Below are 20,911 nucleotides of genomic sequence, written 5' to 3'. Positions count from 1 at the left end.
TGCGTGAATGAATACCTACTCGATGTGAATGCCCACATCCAAGAAGCAAGAAGCAAGAAGCAAGAAGCAAGAAGCAAGAAGCAAACTCGTCTGTTTTGACTCAGCGAACAGTCCATTCGCGATGGCGACGCTGACTCACCTTTTCGCCCTTACGGCGAGTCACTTTTTGTCAAACGCGACAAAAAGTAACCATGGGCCTGCCCCGTGACAACGGACGCCAAGAAGCGATACTTACATCCGGCCCCTGCGCTACGCTCCGGGGTTCCCTCACTCCGGCCTTGCTCCCGGCAGGACCGCGCCGAAGGCCCCATCCTGGGGCCTCAGCGCTTGACGGGCATCCATGCCCGTCACCTGCCTCCGCAAGGCCTGCGTTCGGCCTCCTGAAGTCGCGAAGATCAAGATCAAGATCAAGATCAAGATCAAAAGCTAGATCAACAGCAGAGGGTTGGCTGTGCTGATCTTCGTCATTCCAACGCAGCGCCATTTCGCCTATTGTCGATGCTCCCTTCTCAAAACCATTGGCAAACCCATGGAGAACGTCATTGTCATCACCGGCGGCAGCCGCGGTATCGGCGCCGCCACTGCGCTGCTGGCCGCCCGCCAGGGCTACCGCATCTGCATCAACTATCACGCCGATGACCAGGCCGCCGAAGCCATCCTCAGCCAGGTCCGCGCCCTGGGCGCCGAGGCCATCGCGGTGCGCGCCGACGTCAGCGTCGAAGATGAAATCATCCAGCTGTTCCTGCGCGTCGACGATGAGCTCGGCCCGGTCACCGCACTGGTCAACAACGCCGGCACCATCGGCCAGCAGAGCAGGGTCGAGGACATGTCCGAGTTCCGTCTGCTGAACGTCATGAAGACCAACGTCGTCGGCCCCATGCTCTGCGCCAAGCACGCCCTGCTGCGCATGGCACGCCGGCATGGCGGGCAAGGCGGGGCCATCGTCAACGTATCATCGGTCGCCGCACGCCTGGGTTCGCCCAACGAATATGTCGACTATGCCGCCTCCAAGGGCGCGCTCGACACCTTCACCATCGGCCTGGCCAAAGAAGTGGCAGGCGAGGGCGTGCGCGTCAATGGCGTACGACCAGGCTATATCCATACCGGTTTCCATGCGCTTTCGGGCGACCCGGACCGCGTCAGCAAGCTTGAACCTGGCTTGCCCATGGGCCGAGGAGGGTATCCCGAGGAAGTGGCCCAGGCCATCCTCTGGTTGCTTTCGGACAAAGCCTCCTATGCCACCGGCAGCTTCATCGACCTGGGCGGCGGGCGCTGAGCGCCCGTCAAGGTTCCAGCAGCTCGCGAACCCGCTCTGCCAGTGCTTCCAGTTCGAACGGCTTGGTCAACACCAACGTACCTTGCAGCGGTTGGCCGTCGCTGAGCGCCGCGCTCTCATCGTAGCCGGTGATCAACAGCACCTTGAGGTCCGGGTAGCGCTCACGGCAGCGTTCGGCTAACTGGCGGCCATTCAGGCCGCCAGGCAGGCCGACATCGCTCAGCAGCAAGTCTGGCCGTTCGCCGCCTTGCAGGTGGGTGAGGGCAGACGGACCGTTCTCGAAGGCGTCCACCCGATAGCCCAGCTCTTCCAACACTTCGCCAATCACCAGACGCAAGGCAGTCTGGTCTTCAACCAACAGAATGCGTTTTGCACTCTCGCTGCTTCTTCGCAAGGGCGCGCGCGGAGCTTTGCTGATTGGCGCCTGGGCTTGCTCGTGGTGGCGGGGTAACAGCAGCTCGATGCGGGTACCCTCGCCAGGCACCGACAGCACCCGTAATTGCCCACCCGACTGGCGCACGAAGCCATAGGTCATGGACAGACCCAGGCCGGTGCCCTGGCCCATCGGCTTGGTGGTGAAGAACGGCTCGACAGCGCGCTCGACAACTTCGGCCGACATGCCGCTACCGTTGTCGACGACGCTCAGCCGCACGAACTCGCTGGCCGGCAGTTCCAGTGCCACGGCCTGCTTGTCGTCAAGCTGCAGGTTGTCGCCAATGATCTCGATCACACCACCGGCAGGCATGGCATCGCGCGCGTTGATGCATAAGTTGAGCAAGGCGCTTTCCAGTTGGGGAGGGTCGATGAAGGTCGGCCACAGCTGGCTGGCGAAGCGGCTGCTCAGGGTAATCGCCGGGCCGATGGTGCGGCGCAGCAGGTCTTCCATGCCGGCCACCAAGGTGGCCACTTGCGTGGAGCAGGGTTGCAGGGTCTGCTGGCGGGAGAACGCCAGCAGCCGGTGCACCAGCGAAGAGGCCCGCTGCGCCGCGCTGCTGGACAGCTCCAGCAAAGGCGCCAGGGCGTCGAAGCGTGACTGCTCCAGGCGTTGCCGCATCAGCTCCTGGGCGCCCAGGATGCCGCCCAGCAAATTGTTGAAGTCGTGGGCTATGCCGCCACTGAGCTGGCCTACGGCTTCCATCTTCTGTGCCTGGCGCAGCGCCGCTTCTGCCTTGGCCAAGCGTTCCTGCTCTTGTACTCGCTCACTGATGTCATAGGCGAACAGAAACGCGCCATGTACCTCGCCTTCTGGGTCGCGCAAGGCGTTGAAGCGCAACTCATAATGGCGCAGCGCGGGGGGCTTGCCGAAGGTGCCGATCTCGATGAACTGCTCGCCTGCCAGGGCGCGCTGCCACATCGGCAGAACAGGCGTCTGGCCGGCGGCGCCATCCTCGAACAATCCGGGCAGGTAGTCGCCGATTTCGGGTGTCCTCCCGTACAGCAGGTGGAAGTCATGCCTGGCTTGGCGATTGACAGCCAGCCAGCGCAGGTCCTTGTCGACCACATGCACATTGACCACACTGTGATCGACCAGCTCGGCAAACAAGCGGCGCTCCGCCAGCGCTGCATTCACCCTTTGTTCAAGCTCTTCGTTCAGGCGCTGCAGAGCCTGCTCTGCACGCCGGCGTTCGGTGACATCCTTGAACAGTACCGCTACCTGACGTTTCTCGGCAGGTTCTATGCGAAACGTGGTCACCGACAGCACGTGGCCCGTGGCAATCAGTTCCTGCTCGAAGTGCAGCGGTTCGCCGGTGCGAAGCACCGCGCCATAGCGGGCCACCCAGTCATCCGCCTCATCGGGCACCATCTCGCGCAGTTTTTGCCCGACCACGTTAGGGATGCCGGCGTGTTTGGCATAGGCTGCGTTGGCCAGCACATGCACGTAGTCACTCAGGGGGCCATGAGGGCCATCGAAGAACTCGATGATGCAGAAGCCTTCGTCCATGGTGTCGAACAGTGAGCGATAGAAGTCCTGGTCGTGCGCCTGGTTGCTTGCAAGCCGTTGCTCCAGCAGTGTGTTCTGTCGCTGGAGGTCTTCGACTTGTTGGCGCAGTGAGTTCAGATCACTAGAAGACATGCCTGCGTCCGGCAAATGAAAGTGATGACTTTAACGTGTTCACCTGTAGGCGAATAGCCGCTCAGTGCGACTGGGCGGTGCTCCCCAGCAGCCGTTCAAGCGCCTGGGCAAGTGTTTGAAGATCGAATGGCTTGGCCAGCAGTTCTGTGCGCCGGTCGGGCCGCGCTTTTGCCGTACTGTGCGCAGCGTCAGGGCCTGTAATCAGCAGCACCGCTGCATGTGGTGCAATACTTCGACAGGCTTGCGCGAGTCGGTGGCCATCGATACCCCCTGGCAGGCAGACATCGGTGATCAGCAAGTCCGGCGCTGGGGCTTCCTGCAAGGCCTTGAAGGCCTGGCGGCCATCTTCGAATGCCTGAACTTCATGGCCCTGATCTATCAATACCTCCAGCATGACCAGGCGCAGGGCCGGCTCGTCTTCCACCAGCATCACCTTGCACACGCGCCGCTGATGTGAGACCGCAGGGGCAGGCCCCTCGACGTCGGGGCTGGGTGAAGCGGCGTCTATGCTTTCATCGTGGGGGAGATACAGGTTGATGACCGTACCCTGGCCAGGCGCGCTATCGATGACCAGCTGGCCACCGGATTGCCGCACAAAGCCGTAGACCATGGACAACCCAAGGCCAGTGCCCTGGCCGAGCGGCTTGGTGGTGAAGAAGGGCTCAAGGGCGCGCTGCATCACTGCTTTGGACATGCCCATGCCGGTGTCTTCAACGCGGATACGCAGAAACCGGCCAGCGGTCAGGTCCAGTTGCCTGGCTTCGGCGCCTTGCACTTCGACATTGGCACAACCGATGCTCAAGGTGCCGCCAAGCGGCATGGCGTCACGGGCGTTGATGCACAGGTTGAGCAGCGCGTTTTCCAGTTGCTGTGCGTCTATTCGGATAGGCCATAGTCCGGCATGTGTCTGGTCGTGGTAGTCGACATAGGGGCCGGTGGAGCTGCTGATCAGGTCGTGCATACCGGCCACCAGTTGCTGCACATCGACCCGTTGCGGGACCAGCGTCTGCTGCCGTGAGAATGCCAGCAAGCGCTGCACCAAGGCTGCGGCGCGTTGCGCATTATGCCGGCTGATTTCAAGCAGCTGCGCAGTATCCGTCAGCTGTTGCTGCACCAGACGTTGCCCGGCCAGTTCCAGGGCGCCAAGGATGCTGGCCAGCAGGTTGTTGAAATCATGGGCAATCCCGCCGGTCAACTGGCCGACCGCCTCCATTTTCTGCGCCTGGCGCAGTGCTTCTTCGGCCTGCTGCAGGCGCTCCTGTTCGGTCACGCGCTGCGTGATGTCATAGGCGAACAGGTAGCCGCCCTGAATTCGCTGCTGAGCATCGAGCCACGGGTGGTAGCGAATTTCGTAGTGGCGTGGTGCGTCGTCCAGCCCGAAGGTGACGGTGTCGATGAACGCTTCCCCTGCCAGTATGCGCGGCCATATCGGGGCCAGGCGGCCCATGATGTCGGGTTGATCGGTCAGGAACTGGGGTACGTAGTCGCCAATCTGCGGTACGAAGCCTCGGTAACGTTTGAAGGTTTCGCGCGCCGTGCGATTGATGGCCAACAGGCGCATCCTGCGGTCGGCAGCAAACACGTTGGCCACGCTGTTGTCGAGCAGTTCTCCAAGCAGCCTGTCATGCGCCTGAACGCTATCTTCGCGCTCTGCCAGGCGTGCTTCCAGTTCTGCGACACGCGCCTGCAACTGGGCAAAGGGCGCAAGCGTATCTGGCGACATGACGAGGGCCTGATGATCGGATCGAGCAACTATAGTCGCCCCTCGGGCCCCCGGCTATCAGAACGAGCGAATGATCCGCCCGAGGGTTTCCATGGCCTGTTCGGCGCCGTCATGCCAGGGGCTGCCGTAGTTCAGGCGGATGCAATTGCCAAAGCGCCGGGTGGGCGAAAAGATTGGCCCAGGGGCGATGCTGATGCCTTGGGCCAGGGCCATGTGGAACAGCTTGAGGGCGTCCATCTGCTCGGGCAGTTCCAGCCACAGGAAGTAGCCGCCGGAGGGCTGGCTGACCCGTGTCTGCGCCGGGAAGTGGCGGGCGATGGCTGCCAGCATGTTGGCCTGCTGGCCCTCCAGCGCGTAGCGCAGCTTGCGCAGGTGGCGGTCGTAGCCGCCGTGTTGCAGGTAGTCGGCGATGGCCGCCTGGGCCGGCATGGAGGCACAAAGGGAGGTCATCAGTTTCAACCGCTCGATCTTCTGCGCAAAGCGCCCGGCGGCCACCCAGCCAATGCGATAGCCCGGTGCCAGGCTTTTGGCGAACGAGCCGCAGTGCATGACCAGGCCCTGGGTGTCGAAGGCCTTGGCGGGTTTGGGCGCCTGTTGCGAGTAGTACAGCTCGGCGTACACGTCGTCTTCGATCAACGGCACCTGATGGCGCGCCAGCAACTCCACCAGGGCCTGTTTCTTGGCCTCTGGCATGCTTGCACCTACCGGGTTCTGGAAGTTGGTCATGCACCACACGGCCTTTACCGGGTGCTTTTCCAGGGTCTGCGCCAGCACCCCCAGGTCCATGCCCTCACGCGGATGCACGGGGATTTCCACGGCCTTGAGTTTGAGCCGCTCCAGCACCTGCAGGCAGGCATAGAAAGCCGGGGCCTCGATGGCGACCAGGTCGCCCGGCTGGGTCACGGCCTGCAGGCACAGGTTCAGAGCCTCCAGTGCGCCGTTGGTGATCAACAGCTCTTCCATCGGCAGCATCAGCCCACCGACCATGTAGCGCAGGGCGATCTGCCGGCGCAGCTGCGGGTTGCCGGGGGACAGATCGGTCACCACCATGCGCGGGTCCATGCTGCGGCTGGCACTGGCCAGTGAGCGTGACAGGCGTTGCAGCGGGAACAGCTCAGGGCTGGGAAAGGCTGAGCCGAAGGCAATGGTGTTGGGGTCCTTGATCGAGTCGAGGATCGAAAATACCAAGGCGCTAACGTCGACATCGGTAGACTCGCTCACCGGCTGCAGCGCCTGCGGCTCGCTGAACTGGCGCGGGACGTGGGCATTGACGAAATACCCGGAGCGCGGCCGGGCGCGGATCAGCCCGCGCCGTTCCAGCAGGTAATAGGCCTGGAAAACGGTGGACGGGCTGACCCCATGGGTCTGGCTGGCGTAGCGCACGGACGGTACGCGCTGGCCGGGGCCCAGCACCCCGGAGCGGATCAGTTCGGCAATGTCATCGGCGAAGCGTTCGTAGCGTTTCATTCTGGCCTTCTGTCCAAGCCTGGCAGGCACGGTGGCGTGAGTGTAAGGGATCAGCGGTTCATGGGGGCGACGAAGCGACTGTGCGCGACGCTGCGGATAGCGGGGTCGTCTCGCTCGCTGATTTCAAAGCTCAGCGTCTGCGAGCTGCTGGTCGGGCGCTCGGCGAGCATCGCCACCGACACCGGCATTTCGCTCATTTCGCCAGCAGGGATGACCAGTGCGTTATTGCCCTGCAGGGAGAAACCGTCAGCGTCCAGCAGGCGCAATTGATAGTGCTGGGTACGTTCGGTCTTGTTGATGACCTTGAGCAGGTAAATGTTCTCGATCTGGCCTTGGGCGTTTTCGCGGAACAGGCCGCGGTCCTTGATCACATCCAGCGATACCATCGGGCGCATCTGCAGGGCCACCACCAGTGCCCCGATCATGACCAGCAGAGCGGCAGCGTAGCCCAACAGGCGCGGGCGCAGCCAGTGAGTGGTACCGCCTTGCAGGCTGTGCTCGGACTTGTAGCCAATCAGGCCGCGGGCGTAACCCATCTTGTCCATTACCCCGTCACAGGCGTCGATGCACGCGGCGCAGCCGATGCAAGCCATCTGCAAGCCATCACGGATGTCGATGCCGGTGGGGCACACCTGCACGCACAGGGTGCAATCGATGCAGTCGCCCAGTCCGTGGGCACCGACGTCACTGCCTTTCTTGCGCGGACCACGGGCCTCGCCACGACGCGGGTCGTAAGCGACCGCCAGGGTGTCCTTGTCGAACATCACGCTCTGGAAGCGCGCATACGGGCACATGTGCAGGCACACCGCTTCACGCAGCAGGCCGGCGTTGATATAGGTAGCGGCCGTGAAGAACATCACCCAGAACAGTGCCACACCGCCCAGTTGCAAGGTGAGCAATTCTGCGGCCAGTGGCCGGATCGGGGTGAAGTAGCCGACGAAGGTCAGACCCGTGAGCACGCCAATGGCCAACCACAGGCTGTGCTTGAGCGTGCGACGGGCCAGTTTGTTCAGGCTCCAGGGCGCCGCGGCCAGCTTGATGCGCTGGTTGCGGTCCCCCTCGGTAACCTTTTCGCACCACATGAATAGCCAGGTCCAGGTACTTTGTGGGCAACTGTAACCGCACCAGACGCGCCCGGCGTAGACGGTGATGGCGAACAGGCCAAAGGCACAGATGATCAGCAGCGCCGACAGCAGGATGAAATCCTGGGGCCAGAAGGTGGCGCCGAAGATGTGGAACTTGCTGTTGCCCAGGTCCCACAGTACGGCCTGGCGGCCGTTCCAGTTCAGCCAGGCCGTGCCGAAGAACAGCACGAACAGGGCGCCGGCAAAGCCGATGCGCAGGTTACGGTAAAGCCCGGTAAAGCTGCGAGTATGGATGCCGCTGTCGGTGCGTCGCGCTTGGATGCTGGCTGGGGCGGTGGCGATCTCTGTAAAAGGGATTCTATCGTTCATGGTTCGGTGCTCATCAGGCCTCGATCAGGCATGAGCACTATGGCGCTGAAGCTGTTATCAGCACAGGTTCAGGTTTTACGATAAAAACCATATCAGATTTGCCGCATGCCCCCGCCAGGCCTCATATCACCGAGCCTGGCGCGCTGGCCTTCAGATGCCTGCGGCTATCCACCGCACCCGCCACGGTCAGTGCATCGGCCTCGGTTTCGGTAATGGGCACGCGTTGGCCGGCCAGTATGGCCACCGACATGCGCAACTGCTCGTCGGTGATGATCTCGATGTCCGGGCCTTCGCCCTCGATGCGCAGGTCTTCACCGATCAGCGTGCAGCGGCGGGTGGTTTCGTCGATTTCAATGGGCATGGTGGGGTCCTCCCGGGGTGATTACAGGGTGGACCACGGCCAGGGGCCAGTTGCTGCATCAGCAAGCTGAGCGGCACTTTGCAGTACGTGTGACGGTCAACCTTGCATAGGGCAGGCCTGCCGACGTGGCAGGCGGATTCATAGAGCTCAAGCAAGGGAAACAACTGCGATGGACGTCATCTGGCAAGCAATCCAGGCGGAATTCGCCGATGTCACCGATGAGCGCGAGGTCACGCAAATCCTTGTGCGCTTGCTGATGGCTGCTGTGCTCGGCGCAGTACTGGGCTTCGAGCGCGAACACAAGGGCAAGTCTGCCGGGGTGCGTACCCATATGCTGGTGTCGCTGGGGGCCGCCCTGTTCGTTCTGTCGCCCAGTATGGCGGGGTCCGACGAACAGGCACTCAGTCGGGTGATCCAAGGCATCGTTGCCGGTATCGGTTTTCTCGGTGCGGGTACCATTCTGAAGGGTAACGGCCAGGACACGAGCCATGTGAAGGGCCTGACGACCGCTGCCGGGCTATGGATGACAGCTGCCATCGGTACGGCGGCTGGCATGGGGCGCGAAGCCACGGCGTTGATCAGCACGGTACTGGCCCTGCTGGTACTGGGCACGATGCCGTTGCTGGTGGAGAAGGTCGAAGGGCAGGATGAGGAGAAGCAGAAGGAGGAAGAGGGCAGGAAGCACTGAGGGGAGCCGAAGCTCCCCTCAAAGCGTTGTTGCCTGCTCTTTTTTTATTATTGGGACCGGCCTATTGTTGTTTTTGTCGGCTTGTCCTGGTGTTGCGGGCGACCCCCATGCGGGGTCAAGAGCAAACGTATTTTTTTGAGCGCTGACCTGCTTTCATCATTGCTGATCCGAACCTGGCTGCCGCTACCTTGAGGTAGTTTTTATTGTTCTGTGCCAGACCGCGGGGCGAACCCCTGAAAAGCGTGTCGACTCCAAAAAAATCTGCTTGCTACGCCTCTGCCGTGTTGTTCTTGTTATGTCAGAGCCGTTACCTGTTGTTTTTATTGGGTATCGCGTTTTTTTTGTTGTTGTACCAGAGATATAGCAGGGTGCGTGCCAACTTTTGAAAACCCTTTAAAATCAATGAGTTAAGAATTTTGGTCGACACCGCCCAGCCTGAAATTCTGCCGATTTGTTTCCCTGTTACCCGATTTTTTGCTGTGAAATGTGCGGGAGGTAACACTTCACCCACACCAATGTGACACCCGTGTGACCTATCGTGCGCTGAACGCCCGTGCTACCCGCGACCCGTTGTCGCGGCCCAGCACGTCGCTGATGCGCTGGCCGGCGGCTATCAGCCGGCCCAGGTCGATGCCGGTTTCAATGCCGAGCCCCTGCAGCAGGTACACAACATCCTCGGTGGCGATATTGCCAGTAGCCCCCTTGGCGTAAGGGCAGCCGCCCAGCCCGGCTACCGAGCTGTCGAATACGCTGATGCCTTCGAGCAGGCTGGCATAGACGTTGGCCAAGGCCTGGCCGTAAGTGTCATGGAAGTGTCCGGCCAACTGCTCGCGCGGTACCTGGGCCGACACCACCTCGAACAGGCGTCGGGTGTCGCCTGCGGTACCGGTGCCGATGGTGTCACCCAGCGAGACCTCGTAGCAGCCCATGTCGTGCAGGGCGCGGGCTACCGGGGCCACCTGCTCGGCGCTGACCTTGCCCTCGTAAGGGCAGCCAAGCACACACGACACATACCCGCGCACGCGCACGCCGTGGCTGCGCGCAGCGTCCATGATGGGTTCGAAGCGCTTGAGGCTTTCGCTGATCGAGCAATTGATATTGCGTTGCGAGAACGCTTCGGAGGCTGCAGCGAACACCGCTACTTCCTTCACCCCGGCAGCCAGGGCGTCCTCGAAGCCACGCAGGTTCGGCGCCAGTGCGGCATAAGTCACGCCGGGGCGCTGCTGGATGCCGGCGAATACCTCGGCAGAGCCGGCCATCTGTGGCACCCACTTGGGTGACACGAAACTGCCCACTTCTATATAGGTCAGGCCCGCTTCGGTGAGGTCGTTGACCAGGCGTACCTTGTCGGCGACGCTGATGGGCTGGGCTTCGTTCTGCAGGCCGTCGCGGGGGCCGACTTCGACCAGGCGGACGTGTTTGGGCAAGGACATGGCGGGTTTCCTGTGGCGTTCAGCGGTTGTCTTTGTTGTTCAGGGTGGCGGCCAGGGCTTGTTCGCAGCGTTCCTGGGCGGTGTCCAGTTCCAGTTGCATCTGGTGAATGTCCAGCATCTGCTGCTCCAACTGGGCGCGGCGCTCGGCGATCTTCGCCAGCATGCTGTTGAGCTGTTTGAGGTTGCCGCTGGTGGGGTCGTACAGTTCGATCAGCTCGCGGCACTCGGCCAGGGAAAAGCCGATGCGCTTGCCGCGCAGGATGAGCTTCAGGCTGACCTTGTCGCGCGGTGAGTAGATACGTTCCAAGCCACGACGCTCAGGGCTGAGCAGGCCCTGTTCTTCGTAGAAGCGGATAGCGCGGGTGGTGATGTCCAGTTCGCGGGACAGGTCGGAGATGCTGTAGGTCTGAGTGCTCATGCTCGGGCTCGGCGTGGGGTGTGCGGATATCCTGAGGGCAGGTTGACGTATACGTCAAGAAGAGGCCGCCAAGGATTATTCCGACAACCCTGATCTGCGATACCCATTGGGCGTTTGCCCACTCAAGCGCTTGAACCACCGGGCGAAGTAGGTCGGGTCGGTAAACCCCAGGCTATCCGACAACTGCCCGATGCTCATCCGCGTGTAGATCAGGTTGCGCCGCGCCTCCAGCAACAACCGCTGGTGCACCACCTGCAACGCAGTCTGGCCACTCAGCGCCCGGCACAGCTGGTTCAGTTGCAAGCTCGGAACGTTAAGCCGCGCGGCAAAGTCTTCAACCGACAGATGTTCGCGGTAATGCGCTTCGACCAAGCGCAAGTATTGCCCCAGCAACTGCCGGTCACGTTCATCACGGTTACGCGGTGCCTGCCCTTGCTGCTGACGGCGGCTGATCCACACCATCAGCGCGGTCACCAACGCTTCCAGCATCGCTGCGCGTGCCGGGGCGTTGCCTTGGTACTCCCGCTGCAAGGTGTCGACCAGGCTGCGCAGGTGCACGCGGTCAGGGCCCAACGGATAACACGCAGGTTGTGCCAGCACCGTCAGTGGCGCGCCCAACCGCTGTTCCAGGTTCGCTACTAGGGCAGTACCAAAGGTCAGGACATAGCCCTGGATATCGGCGCTGAAGCGAAAGCCATGCACGGTCATCGGTGGCACGACCTGGATCGCCGCTTCGCCGATGGCACTGCGCACCCCCTCGATCGCCACCTGGGCCTGGCCACGCTGTACATACAGCAGCTGGAACAGCTCGGCATGCTGGTGCGGCTTGATCTCCCAGTGATGCAGGCGGCTGCGTGCCGGGATCGATTCGCAGTGCAGCAGGTCGGTGCCGGGCCAGGCCTGATTTTCGCCATACAGCTTGAACAACGGGACGCCGGGGAGGGTGGATTTCATCAGGGTTGACCTGTCCGTTAATCGAACGCTTTTCGTAAAAGTGCAGGTTTTTTATGGAATAGCACACTTAAGCGGCGTTTTCTGCCAGTAAAAATGCAATGGCAAACCCTAACAGTAGATGCCGCCCCGCTGCCAGTCCTAGGCCGGTATCGTCCGAACAGAGACAACAACAATGAAAACTCAGGTTGCAATTATTGGTGCAGGTCCGTCTGGCCTGCTGCTGGGCCAACTGCTGCACAAGGCCGGTATCGATAACATCATCGTCGAACGCCAGACCGCCGAGTACGTACTAGGCCGCATCCGCGCCGGCGTGCTGGAGCAAGGCACGGTCGACCTGCTGCGCGAGGCCGGCGTGGCCGAGCGCATGGACCGTGAAGGCCTGGTGCACGAGGGGGTCGAGCTGCTGGTTGGCGGGCGCCGTCAACGCCTGGACCTCAAGGCGCTGACCGGTGGCAAGACGGTGATGGTCTACGGCCAGACCGAAGTCACCCGTGACCTGATGCAGGCCCGCGAAGCCAGTGGTGCGCCGATCATTTATTCAGCCGCCAACGTTCAGCCGCATGAATTGAAAGGCGAGAAGCCCTACCTGACGTTCGAAAAGGATGGCCGGGTGCAGCGGGTTGACTGCGACTATATCGCCGGCTGCGACGGCTTCCACGGCATCTCGCGGCAGAGCATTCCGGAGGGCGTGCTGAAGCAGTATGAGCGGGTTTACCCGTTTGGCTGGCTGGGCCTGCTGTCGGACACACCGCCGGTCAATCACGAGCTGATCTACGCCCACCATGCGCGCGGTTTCGCGCTGTGTAGCCAACGCTCGCAAACACGCAGCCGCTACTACCTGCAGGTACCTTTGCAGGATCGTGTCGAGGAGTGGTCTGACGAGCGTTTCTGGGACGAACTGAAAGCCCGTTTGCCCGCCGAGGTGGCGGCGGACCTGGTCACAGGCCCCGCGTTGGAAAAAAGCATTGCGCCGCTGCGTAGCCTGGTGGTCGAACCCATGCAGTATGGTCACCTGTTCCTGGTGGGTGACGCGGCGCACATCGTTCCCCCTACCGGTGCCAAAGGCCTTAACCTGGCGGCCTCGGACGTCAACTACCTGTACCGCATTCTGGTCAAGGTGTACCACGAAGGGCGCGTCGACCTGCTTGCGCAATACTCGCCGCTGGCCCTGCGCCGCGTGTGGAAGGGCGAGCGCTTCAGCTGGTTCATGACCCAACTGCTGCATGACTTCGGAAGCCACAAGGATGCCTGGGACCAGAAGATGCAGGAAGCTGACCGCGAGTACTTCCTGACCTCGCCGGCGGGCCTGGCGAACATTGCCGAGAACTATGTGGGGCTGCCGTTCGAAGAAGTGACCTGATCTGTCATTGCGCATACCTGGCACTCACGCAGAGAGCAAGGGCTGCATTGGTCAGCGAATGGCTTGCCGGTAATTACACCAAGGCTTGAAGTCGAGACTGGGTATGACCGACAGTGCTTCGCTGAACAGGTGATGGCAGGATGCATGACGATGAAATACCCCACCCCGCTGATCGGCGCTCTGTGCCTGCTGGTTACCAGTAACTGGGCCGGTGCCGACCAGGTATTGCCCGCCCCACCGGAACTGGCCTCCGGCTACCGCAGCGGTTTGCAGCCGGTGCCCGCCAGCCGGCACATGGTCGCCGCAGCCAACCCGTTGGCCAGTGAAGCGGGGCGGGCGATGTTGCGTGCCGGCGGCAGTGCGATTGACGCCGCCATCGCCATGCAAATGGTGTTGACACTGGTCGAGCCGCAGTCCAGTGGCATCGGTGGCGGGGCGTTCATCCTGTACTGGGATGGCAAGCGCGTGCAGGCATTCGACGGGCGTGAGGCAGCACCTGCGGCGGTGACGGAAAAACTGTTCCTGCAAGCCGATGGCACACCCATGCCGTTCCGGGTGGCGCAGATCGGTGGGCGTTCGGTGGGTGTGCCCGGGGTGCTGCGTGCCCTGAAACAGGCCCACGAGCAGCACGGCAAGTTGCCCTGGCACACCCTGTTCGCCCCGGCCATCGCCTTGGCACGCAACGGCTTCGCGGTTTCCGAGCGCCTGCACACGCTACTGGCCGGGGACCCCTATATTGCCCGCTCACCCGCAATGGCCCGTTACTTCCTGGATGAACAGGGTAGGCCGCTGGCCGTGGGTACGATCCTGCGCAACCCTGAGCTGGCACATACCTTGGAGCAGATCGCCGCTCAGGGGCCCGAGGTGTTCTACAGCGGTGAAATTGCCGAAGCCATCGTCGCCAAGGTGCGTGGCCATGCCAATGCCGGGTATCTGTCGTTGCAGGACTTGCAGCAGTACCAGGCCAAGGAGCGCGAGCCGTTGTGCGGCCCCTACAAGGCTTGGCAAATATGCGGCATGCCGCCACCGTCTTCGGGTGGGGTGACCGTGCTGCAGACCTTGGGCCTGCTCGAAGCCGTGCAGCGCACCGCGCCGCAACGCGACCTGGCAGCGCTGCGACCGTTGGCCACGTCGTCCCCCGCCCGCCTGGAGGCCCCGCCGTTGGCCGTGCACCTGATCGCCGAGGCCGAGCGCCTGGCCTACGCCGACCGCGCTCAGTACCTGGCCGACAGCGACTACGTGCCCGTCCCGGTCAAGGCCCTGACCGATTCTGCTTATCTGGCCAGCCGCGCGGCGCTGATCGGCGAGCACAGCATGAAGCGCGCCCACCCGGGTCAGCCGCAAGGAGCGGACCTGGCGCTTGCGCCCGACCGCTCGCCACTGCGCATCTCCACCTCTCACCTCAGTGCGGTGGATGACAGCGGCCAGGCCCTGGCCATGACCACCTCGGTGGAGGCCGCATTTGGTTCGCACCTGATGGTCAAGGGCTTCCTGCTCAACAATCAGCTGACCGACTTCTCGTTCATCCCCCACGAGCACGGCAAGCCGGTGGCCAATCGGGTGCAGCCGGACAAACGGCCGCTGTCGGCCATGGCGCCAACATTGGTGTTCTCGCGTGCCACGGGCGAGTTTGTCGCGAGCCTCGGTTCGCCGGGTGGTTCGCAGATCATCGGTTACGTGAACAAGGCACTGATCGGCCTGCTGGATTGGCAGCTCGACCCCCAGCAGGCCGCCGGTCTGCCCAACTTCGGCAGCCGCAATGCCGGCACCGAAGTGGAAGCAGGGCTGAGCAGCCCGGCGCTGATCCGCCAGTTGGCAGCCTGGGGCCATGAGGTGACACCGATGACCATGACCAGCGGCATGCAGATCATCCAGCGCAGCGGCGAGGGTTGGTCAGGCGGTGCCGATCCTCGGCGGGAAGGAGTGGCCCTCGGTGACTAGCCGTGATAGAACGCAGACTTGCCATTCAGTAGTTGAATACCAAGATGTCTATCAGCGTTAAATCGAATAGGGCTCTGTTCGACCTCGACCTGCTGCGCGCCATTGTCGTGGTGGCAGACTGCGGCAGCTTTACCACCGCTGCCGCGCGGCTGCATTCGACCCAGTCGACGATCAGCCAGAAGGTGCGCCGCCTGGAAGACATGGTCGGCCACCGCCTGCTGGTGCGGGGCAACCGTGACGTGCTGCCGACCGACGCCGGGCAGACCTTGCTCGGCTATGCCCGGCACATGCTGGCCCTGAACGACCAGATGCTTGAAGCCCTGGCCGGGGCGATGGTGGGTACCACGGTACGCCTTGGCGTGCCCGAGGACTTCGTTGGCGGGCGTACCACCAATGCGCTGTCGGCATTCAGCCGGCTGCACCCACAGGTGAAGCTCGAAGTGACCAGTGGCTTGTGCCGTGACCTGAGCCAGGCCTACGACAATGGCGAACTTGACCTGGTGCTGCTCAAGCAGCGGCGCAACAGCCGTGAGGGCGTGGCCTGTTGGCCAGAGCGTCTGCAGTGGATCGACAGCGCGCGCACGCCCGCCTTCGAGCTGGACCCGATCCCATTGGTCACCTTTCCGCCGCGCGGCCTGTACCGCGAGGACATGATCAACGCCATCGAAGGCATGGGGCGGCGCTGGCGCATCAGCTTTACCAGTTCCAGCCTCAGTGGCATCCAGGCTGCGGTCGCCGATGGCATGGGTATCAGCCTGCTGCCACCCAGGGCGGCCACCGGCGAGCACAGGGTGCTGGGGGGCGGGCAAGGGCTGCCGGAGGTCGACAGCTATGAGATCGTCATCGTGCATCGGCCGACGGCGGATGTGATGGTCAAGGCGTTGGCTGAGGTGATGACGCAGTTGCTGGCGGGCGGTGGGATCTGACGATCTGTGGGCGATGCGCTTGCACATGAAACAAAGCCCACACACTTTCGTCCAGCCCGATTCAATGTCAGGCAACCCGTCGGATGCGCCTTTTGCCAGCGCGGCCTCGGGTGTGGCTGAACAGGTCTTTCGGGTCGTCCTCAACCCACGGCACCAGGTCGATCCTGGCACCCATCCCGCGCTTTTCGGCTTGCTGTAGTACGTACTGTAGTACGGTGTAGTCTTCGAGGGCGAAGCCCACCGAATCGAACACAGTGACCTGGCTGTCGCTTTGGCGGCCCTCCGTTTCTCCGCAGAGTACGCGCCACAGGTCGACCACCGGAAAGTCCGCTGGCAGCTGCTGGATCTCACCTTCGATACGGGTTTGTGGTTCGTACTCGACGAACACCCGCGCGTTGCGCAGCACATCGGCGTGCAGCTCGGTCTTGCCTGGGCAGTCACCGCCCACGGCGTTCAGGTGCATACCAGGCTCCAGCATGTCGGGGGTAATGATGGTGGCGTAGGCCTTGTCGGCCGTCACCGTGGTGATGATGTCCACGCCTTTCACTGCGTCGGCTACCGAGCTGGCCCGGCGGATGGTCAAGCCGCTGTATTCCTTGAGGTTGGCGATAAGCTTGGCGGTGGCCAGCGGGTCGGTGTCATAGGCGACGATTTCTTCGATGCCCAGATGCTTGTGGAAGGCCAGGGCCTGGAATTCACTTTGCGCACCGTTGCCGATCAGCGCCATCTTGCGCGCGTTCGGGCGGGCCAGTGCCTGGGCTGCCATCAGCGAAGTCGCTGCGGTGCGCAGGGCGGTGGCGATGGTCAGTTCGGACAGCAGCACCGGGTAACCGGTGTCGACATCGGCCAGCACACCGAAGGCCATCACCGTATGCAGGTCGCGTGCAGTGTTGGCCGGGTGGCCGTTGACGTATTTGAAGGCATAGCGGCTTTTGTCGGCGACCGGCATCAGTTCGATCACGCCCACTTCCGAGTGGCTGGCAACGCGCGCGGACTTGTCAAACGCCTGCCAGCGTTTGAAATCGTTCCGCAGGGCAGCGGCAAGCTCGCCAATAAACGGCGCTACGCCAATGTCATGCACCAAGTCCGACATGGTTGGAACATCAATGAAATACGTCATGCTCTTGCACCTTGTTATTGTGCGCTTGCCCAGCAGTGCGGGGTAAGCGCTTGGGATTATCGAAGTGAAGCCGCATGAACATTTTGATGACAGGTTGCGTCAATCGGAAGCATGCAGGTTGTCAGTTTTGTCAGGCTTCTGGACAATCTGCTAACCCAACGTAGCAATCTGATTATTTGGCAGGCTTATGGACACGATCGATCGGGAACTGATTGCACTGTTGCGGGACAACGCACGTACCCCTGTGCTGACCCTGGCGAAGAAGCTGAAGGTGGCCAGGGCAACGGTGCACAACCGCATCACCCGGCTTGAAGAACAAGGTGTGATCATCGGTTACACGGTACGTTTGCGCTCCGATGCGCTGGACCAGGGGGTGCGGGCAATCACCAGCATCGGCATCAGCGGCCACCATGCCGCAGAGGTCAAGCACGCGCTGCGCGGGCATCCCAATGTAGTGGCCATCCACACCACCAATGGCCGCTGGGACCTGATGGCAGAGCTGCGCGCCGACACCCTCGAAGCGTTCGACCGGGCGCTGAACGCCATCCGCTCGATCCCGCATATCGAGAACACCGAGACCAGCATCCTGCTTTCGACCTACAAGATGTGACCGCTGAGCCAGGCCTTTTGCCAGGTGTACTGCATAAAAGGCTGCCGGCCCTGCTGCAGTCGGTCTGCGGCCTGCCGGCACTTCAAGGTTGGCGCTCAGCCACCGCGCGCAACGTACGCAGCGTGACCACCGCTGTATCCACCATGAACCGGTTGGCCAGCCAACTCGGCACATCCCCGGCAGGGGCGGCCTGCAACTGGTAGGTCACCTCGGTCACCCGTTCACCCAGCGGCTTCATCCGCCACTTGCCACTCAGGTGCCGTACCCGGATCAGTCCGTCAACGTTGGGGATCCTGTCGGGCTCGGCGCTCAGGTGACGCACCAGGGTACCGTCGGCCAGGCGTTCGCTGGTCACTTTCAGCACGATGTCCCGCGGCCTCGTCGGCCATGGTGGGTTGGTGGTCAGGTATATCCAGGTGCTGTCACCTTCCACATCCAGCAGCCGCATCTGGTCACAGGCGTACAGCCACTTGCAGGCTACGCGCAGGTTATCCTGCAGGCCAGTGAGCGTGCGCACGCTGGCTTTCATGGTGCTGACACCACGAAACTGCTGGTAGGGCGAGGCGCTTGGGTCTTTCAGGTACACGCGAATGCCTTCGCGGTCGTAGGCCAGATTCCAGCCATTGGTGGCCAGGGCAGAGGTGCACAGCAGCAAGGTCGCAATCAGCAGGCAGCGGTTCATGGCCGGTACCCTGCAAGGGTGGGTATTTCAGTATGCGCGGCAAACAGAAAGCCCGCCAGGCTGGCGGGCTTGCGGGCATCAGCCTGGGCTTAGCGCTTGGGGTTCAGCGTCAGGTGTACGTGACGGTTCACGTCCTTGTACAGCAGGTAGCTGAAGTTGCCTGGGCCGCCGGCGTAGCAGGCTTGCGGGCAGAAGGCGCGCAGCCACATGAAGTCGCCGGCTTCCACTTCGACCCAGTCCTGGTTCAGGCGGTACACCGCCTTGCCTTCCAGCACGTACAGGCCGTGTTCCATCACGTGGGTTTCTGCGAACGGAATCACACCGCCCGGCTGGAAGGTGACGATGTTCACGTGCATGTCGTGGCGCATGTCGGCCATGTCGACAAAGCGGGTGGTTTTCCAGCGGCCTTCGGTACCCGGCATCTCGATGACGGTGGCGTTGTCGCGGTGGGTGACGAAGGATTCCGGTACGTCCAGACCTTCAACCTTCTGGTAGTGCTTGCGCAGCCAGTGGAAGGTGACGTTGGACTTGCTGTTGTTACGCAGGCTCCACTCGGCGCCTGGGGCCAGGAAGGCGTAGCCGCCAGGTACCAGGGTGTGGTGTTTGCCTTCGACGGTGATGTCCAGTTCGCCTTCGACGATGAACACCACGGCTTCCGCATCGGCGTCCAGCTCAGGGCGCTCGCTGCCGCCTTCCGGGGCCAGTTCGACGATGTACTGGGAGAACGTTTCGGCAAAACCGGTCAGCGGGCGGGCGATGACCCACATGCGCATCTTGTCCCAAAAGGGCAGGTGGCTGGTGACGATGTCACGCATCACGCCTTTGGGGATGACGGCATAGGCTTCGGTGAACATGGCACGGTCAGTCAGCAGCTCGGTTTGAGCCGGGTGCCCACCGTGGGGGGCGAAGTACGAATGGTTCGACATGGACGATCTCGACTTGTTGTTCTCTCCCCATGCCTTGAACCGCACCGGCCGGTGCGGCGCAGGGGATGTGGCCACAGAATAGGGTCGAGTACGTGCCATCCACAAATTAAATGTTGGAATACCCGGTATTTGATCACTGAATGCTGACCTGGCGCCCAACGTGCCGTTCGGGCAGCTGGCCGCCGCGGCCGAACAGCTTGTGGCGCAGGGGGCCCTCGGTGTAGCTCAGCGGGTAGCGGCCGCGCCGTTGCAGCTCGGGCACCAGCAGGTCGACTACATTGGCCAGGTCGTCCGGTTGCACGGCGTAGGTCAGGTTGAAACCGTCGATGCCGGTATGGTCCAGCCAGGTTTCCAGCTGGTCGGCCACCTCGCTGGCAGCGCCGATCAGCACGGGGCCGCGACCGCCCAGGCCAACGAACTCGGCGGCTTCGCGTACGGTCCAGCGGCGAGTGGGGTCGGCGGCGGTAAAGGCTGCCAGCGCAGCACGGCCAGCATCGTTCTCGACGTACTCGATCGGTGCATCAGGGTCGAGGCCGGCAAAGTCGATACCGGTCCAGCCTGACAGCAGCGCCAGGGCAGCGTCCAGGTCGACATAGCGGCGATAGTCGTTAAAGCGGGCCTGGGCCTCTTCCCGCGTGGGGGCGATGATCAACAGCGCCTGGGCGTAGATCAGCACTTCGTCACGGCCACGCCCGGCCGCTTCGCAGGCCTGGCGGATGCCGTCGGCGTAGCGGCGCAGCACCGTCGGCGTTGGCCCGCTGATGAACACGCATTCGGCATGCCGTGCGGCAAACTGCTGACCGCGTACCGACGCCCCGGCCTGGAACAACACCGGGGTGCGTTGCGGCGACGGCTGGCACAGGTGCATGCCGGGCACCTGGAAGTGCTCGCCCACATGGTTGATCGGGTGTACCCGCGAGGGTTCGATATAGCGCCCGCTTGCACGCTCTAGCAGCACGGCGTCGTCGTCCCAGCTTTTCTCCCACAGCTTGTACAGCACCTGCAGGTATTCCTCGGCCAGGTCGTAGCGTTGGTCGTGGCCCAGTTGACGCGCCAGGCCGAGGTTGCGCGCAGCGCTGTCCAGATACCCGGTGACGATGTTCCAGCCGACCCGGCCATTGCTCAGGTGGTCGAGCGTGGACATGCGCCGGGCGAAGGGGTAGGGGTGTTCGTAGGTCAGCGAAAAGGTGACACCGAAACCCAGGTGCTCGGTCACCCCGGCCATTGCCGGCACCAGCAGCAGCGGATCATTGACCGGCACCTGCACGCCACCGCGCAGGGCGGCTTGCGGGCTGCCTTGATAGACGTCGTAGATACCCAGCACATCGGCGATGAACAGGGCGTCGAACAGGCCGCGCTCGAGCAGGCGGGCCAGGTCGGTCCAGTAACTCAGGCGGTTGAACGCCACACTGGTGTTGCGCGGATGGCGCCACAGCCCAGGGGACTGGTGGCTGGCAGCGTTCATGCTGAAGGCGTTGAAGCGGATCGGGCGAGGCAT

General features: G+C 62.7%; 18 protein-coding genes. 6 read left to right on the top strand and 12 right to left on the bottom strand.

Annotation, left to right across the window (positions count from 1 at the left end):
• Positions 1-529: 529 nt before the first annotated feature.
• Positions 530-1,276, top strand: a complete 747-nt coding sequence (locus tag ACF8FG_RS19335) for an SDR family oxidoreductase (RefSeq protein ID WP_041167155.1) — start codon at positions 530-532, stop codon at positions 1,274-1,276.
• Between the two features lie 7 nt (positions 1,277-1,283).
• Here the strand turns inward: ACF8FG_RS19335 and ACF8FG_RS19330 are convergent, their stop codons facing one another.
• The 5 genes from ACF8FG_RS19330 to ACF8FG_RS19310 all read right to left on the bottom strand — a co-directional run bounded on the left by ACF8FG_RS19330 (position 1,284) and on the right by ACF8FG_RS19310 (position 8,355).
• Positions 1,284-3,350 (bottom strand): PAS domain-containing protein, encoded by a 2,067-nt coding sequence (locus tag ACF8FG_RS19330; RefSeq protein WP_019436977.1) that lies wholly within the window; start codon positions 3,348-3,350, stop codon positions 1,284-1,286.
• 61 nt (positions 3,351-3,411) lie between these two features.
• Positions 3,412-5,073, bottom strand: a complete 1,662-nt coding sequence (locus ACF8FG_RS19325) for an ATP-binding protein (RefSeq protein ID WP_392519137.1) — start codon at positions 5,071-5,073, stop codon at positions 3,412-3,414.
• Between the two features lie 57 nt (positions 5,074-5,130).
• Entirely contained in the window at positions 5,131-6,540 is a 1,410-nt protein-coding gene (gene mapR, locus ACF8FG_RS19320) for a GntR family transcriptional regulator MpaR (RefSeq protein ID WP_003247831.1), read from the bottom strand.
• A 50-nt stretch (positions 6,541-6,590) separates the two neighbouring features.
• Positions 6,591-7,994, bottom strand: coding sequence for a cytochrome c oxidase accessory protein CcoG (ccoG, locus tag ACF8FG_RS19315; RefSeq protein WP_318081807.1), 1,404 nt, complete (start codon positions 7,992-7,994; stop codon positions 6,591-6,593).
• A gap of 121 nt (positions 7,995-8,115) precedes the next feature.
• Positions 8,116-8,355 carry a DUF3203 family protein gene (locus ACF8FG_RS19310; RefSeq protein ID WP_014590732.1) on the bottom strand — a complete coding sequence of 80 codons (240 nt, stop codon included), beginning with the start codon at positions 8,353-8,355 and terminating at the stop codon, positions 8,116-8,118.
• 169 nt (positions 8,356-8,524) lie between these two features.
• On the opposite strand from ACF8FG_RS19310, the gene ACF8FG_RS19305 reads away from it, so the two are divergent.
• Positions 8,525-9,043, top strand: coding sequence for an MgtC/SapB family protein (locus ACF8FG_RS19305; RefSeq protein ID WP_014590733.1), 519 nt, complete (start codon positions 8,525-8,527; stop codon positions 9,041-9,043).
• Positions 9,044-9,576: 533 nt separating this feature from the next.
• Here the strand turns inward: ACF8FG_RS19305 and ACF8FG_RS19300 are convergent.
• From ACF8FG_RS19300 to ACF8FG_RS19290, 3 genes are all read right to left on the bottom strand, one after another.
• On the bottom strand, positions 9,577-10,476 hold the full coding sequence (locus ACF8FG_RS19300) for a hydroxymethylglutaryl-CoA lyase (protein ID WP_070383972.1): 900 nt from the start codon (positions 10,474-10,476) through the stop codon (positions 9,577-9,579).
• Between the two features lie 19 nt (positions 10,477-10,495).
• On the bottom strand, positions 10,496-10,894 hold the full coding sequence (locus ACF8FG_RS19295; protein WP_003247847.1) for a MerR family DNA-binding transcriptional regulator: 399 nt from the start codon (positions 10,892-10,894) through the stop codon (positions 10,496-10,498).
• Positions 10,895-10,969: 75 nt separating this feature from the next.
• Positions 10,970-11,848, bottom strand: coding sequence for a helix-turn-helix domain-containing protein (locus tag ACF8FG_RS19290; RefSeq protein WP_014590735.1), 879 nt, complete (start codon positions 11,846-11,848; stop codon positions 10,970-10,972).
• Positions 11,849-12,020: 172 nt separating this feature from the next.
• On the opposite strand from ACF8FG_RS19290, the gene pobA reads away from it, so the two are divergent.
• The 3 genes from pobA (at position 12,021) to ACF8FG_RS19275 (ending at position 16,075) form a co-directional block, all read left to right on the top strand.
• Complete coding sequence (pobA, locus tag ACF8FG_RS19285; RefSeq protein ID WP_019436982.1) at positions 12,021-13,208, top strand: 4-hydroxybenzoate 3-monooxygenase; 1,188 nt, start codon at positions 12,021-12,023, stop codon at positions 13,206-13,208.
• Positions 13,209-13,358: 150 nt separating this feature from the next.
• The gene (gene ggt, locus ACF8FG_RS19280) at positions 13,359-15,149 is read left to right on the top strand and encodes a gamma-glutamyltransferase (RefSeq protein ID WP_019436983.1); all 1,791 of its coding nucleotides are present in this window, start codon (positions 13,359-13,361) and stop codon (positions 15,147-15,149) included.
• 44 nt (positions 15,150-15,193) lie between these two features.
• A complete protein-coding gene (locus ACF8FG_RS19275; protein WP_014590738.1) occupies positions 15,194-16,075 on the top strand; it encodes a LysR substrate-binding domain-containing protein in 882 nt (293 codons plus the stop codon).
• Positions 16,076-16,142: 67 nt separating this feature from the next.
• Here ACF8FG_RS19275 and ACF8FG_RS19270 read toward each other — a convergent pair whose 3' ends face one another.
• Positions 16,143-17,195, bottom strand: coding sequence for an ornithine cyclodeaminase (locus ACF8FG_RS19270; RefSeq protein WP_318081800.1), 1,053 nt, complete (start codon positions 17,193-17,195; stop codon positions 16,143-16,145).
• A 187-nt stretch (positions 17,196-17,382) separates the two neighbouring features.
• On the opposite strand from ACF8FG_RS19270, the gene ACF8FG_RS19265 reads away from it, so the two are divergent.
• Entirely contained in the window at positions 17,383-17,805 is a 423-nt protein-coding gene (locus ACF8FG_RS19265) for an Lrp/AsnC family transcriptional regulator (protein ID WP_010954389.1), read from the top strand.
• A gap of 82 nt (positions 17,806-17,887) precedes the next feature.
• Here ACF8FG_RS19265 and ACF8FG_RS19260 read toward each other — a convergent pair whose 3' ends face one another.
• From ACF8FG_RS19260 to ACF8FG_RS19250, 3 genes are all read right to left on the bottom strand, one after another.
• Positions 17,888-18,487, bottom strand: a complete 600-nt coding sequence (locus ACF8FG_RS19260; protein WP_019436985.1) for an START domain-containing protein — start codon at positions 18,485-18,487, stop codon at positions 17,888-17,890.
• Positions 18,488-18,576: 89 nt separating this feature from the next.
• A complete protein-coding gene (locus ACF8FG_RS19255) occupies positions 18,577-19,413 on the bottom strand; it encodes a bifunctional allantoicase/(S)-ureidoglycine aminohydrolase (protein WP_003247865.1) in 837 nt (278 codons plus the stop codon).
• Between the two features lie 133 nt (positions 19,414-19,546).
• Entirely contained in the window at positions 19,547-20,911 is a 1,365-nt protein-coding gene (locus ACF8FG_RS19250) for an LLM class flavin-dependent oxidoreductase (RefSeq protein ID WP_392519136.1), read from the bottom strand.

This window comes from Pseudomonas sp. YQ_6 (genome assembly GCF_043103245.1).
In the GTDB taxonomy this organism is placed as follows: domain Bacteria; phylum Pseudomonadota; class Gammaproteobacteria; order Pseudomonadales; family Pseudomonadaceae; genus Aquipseudomonas; species Aquipseudomonas alloputida.
This window is presented reverse-complemented; position numbering and strand designations above follow the sequence as displayed.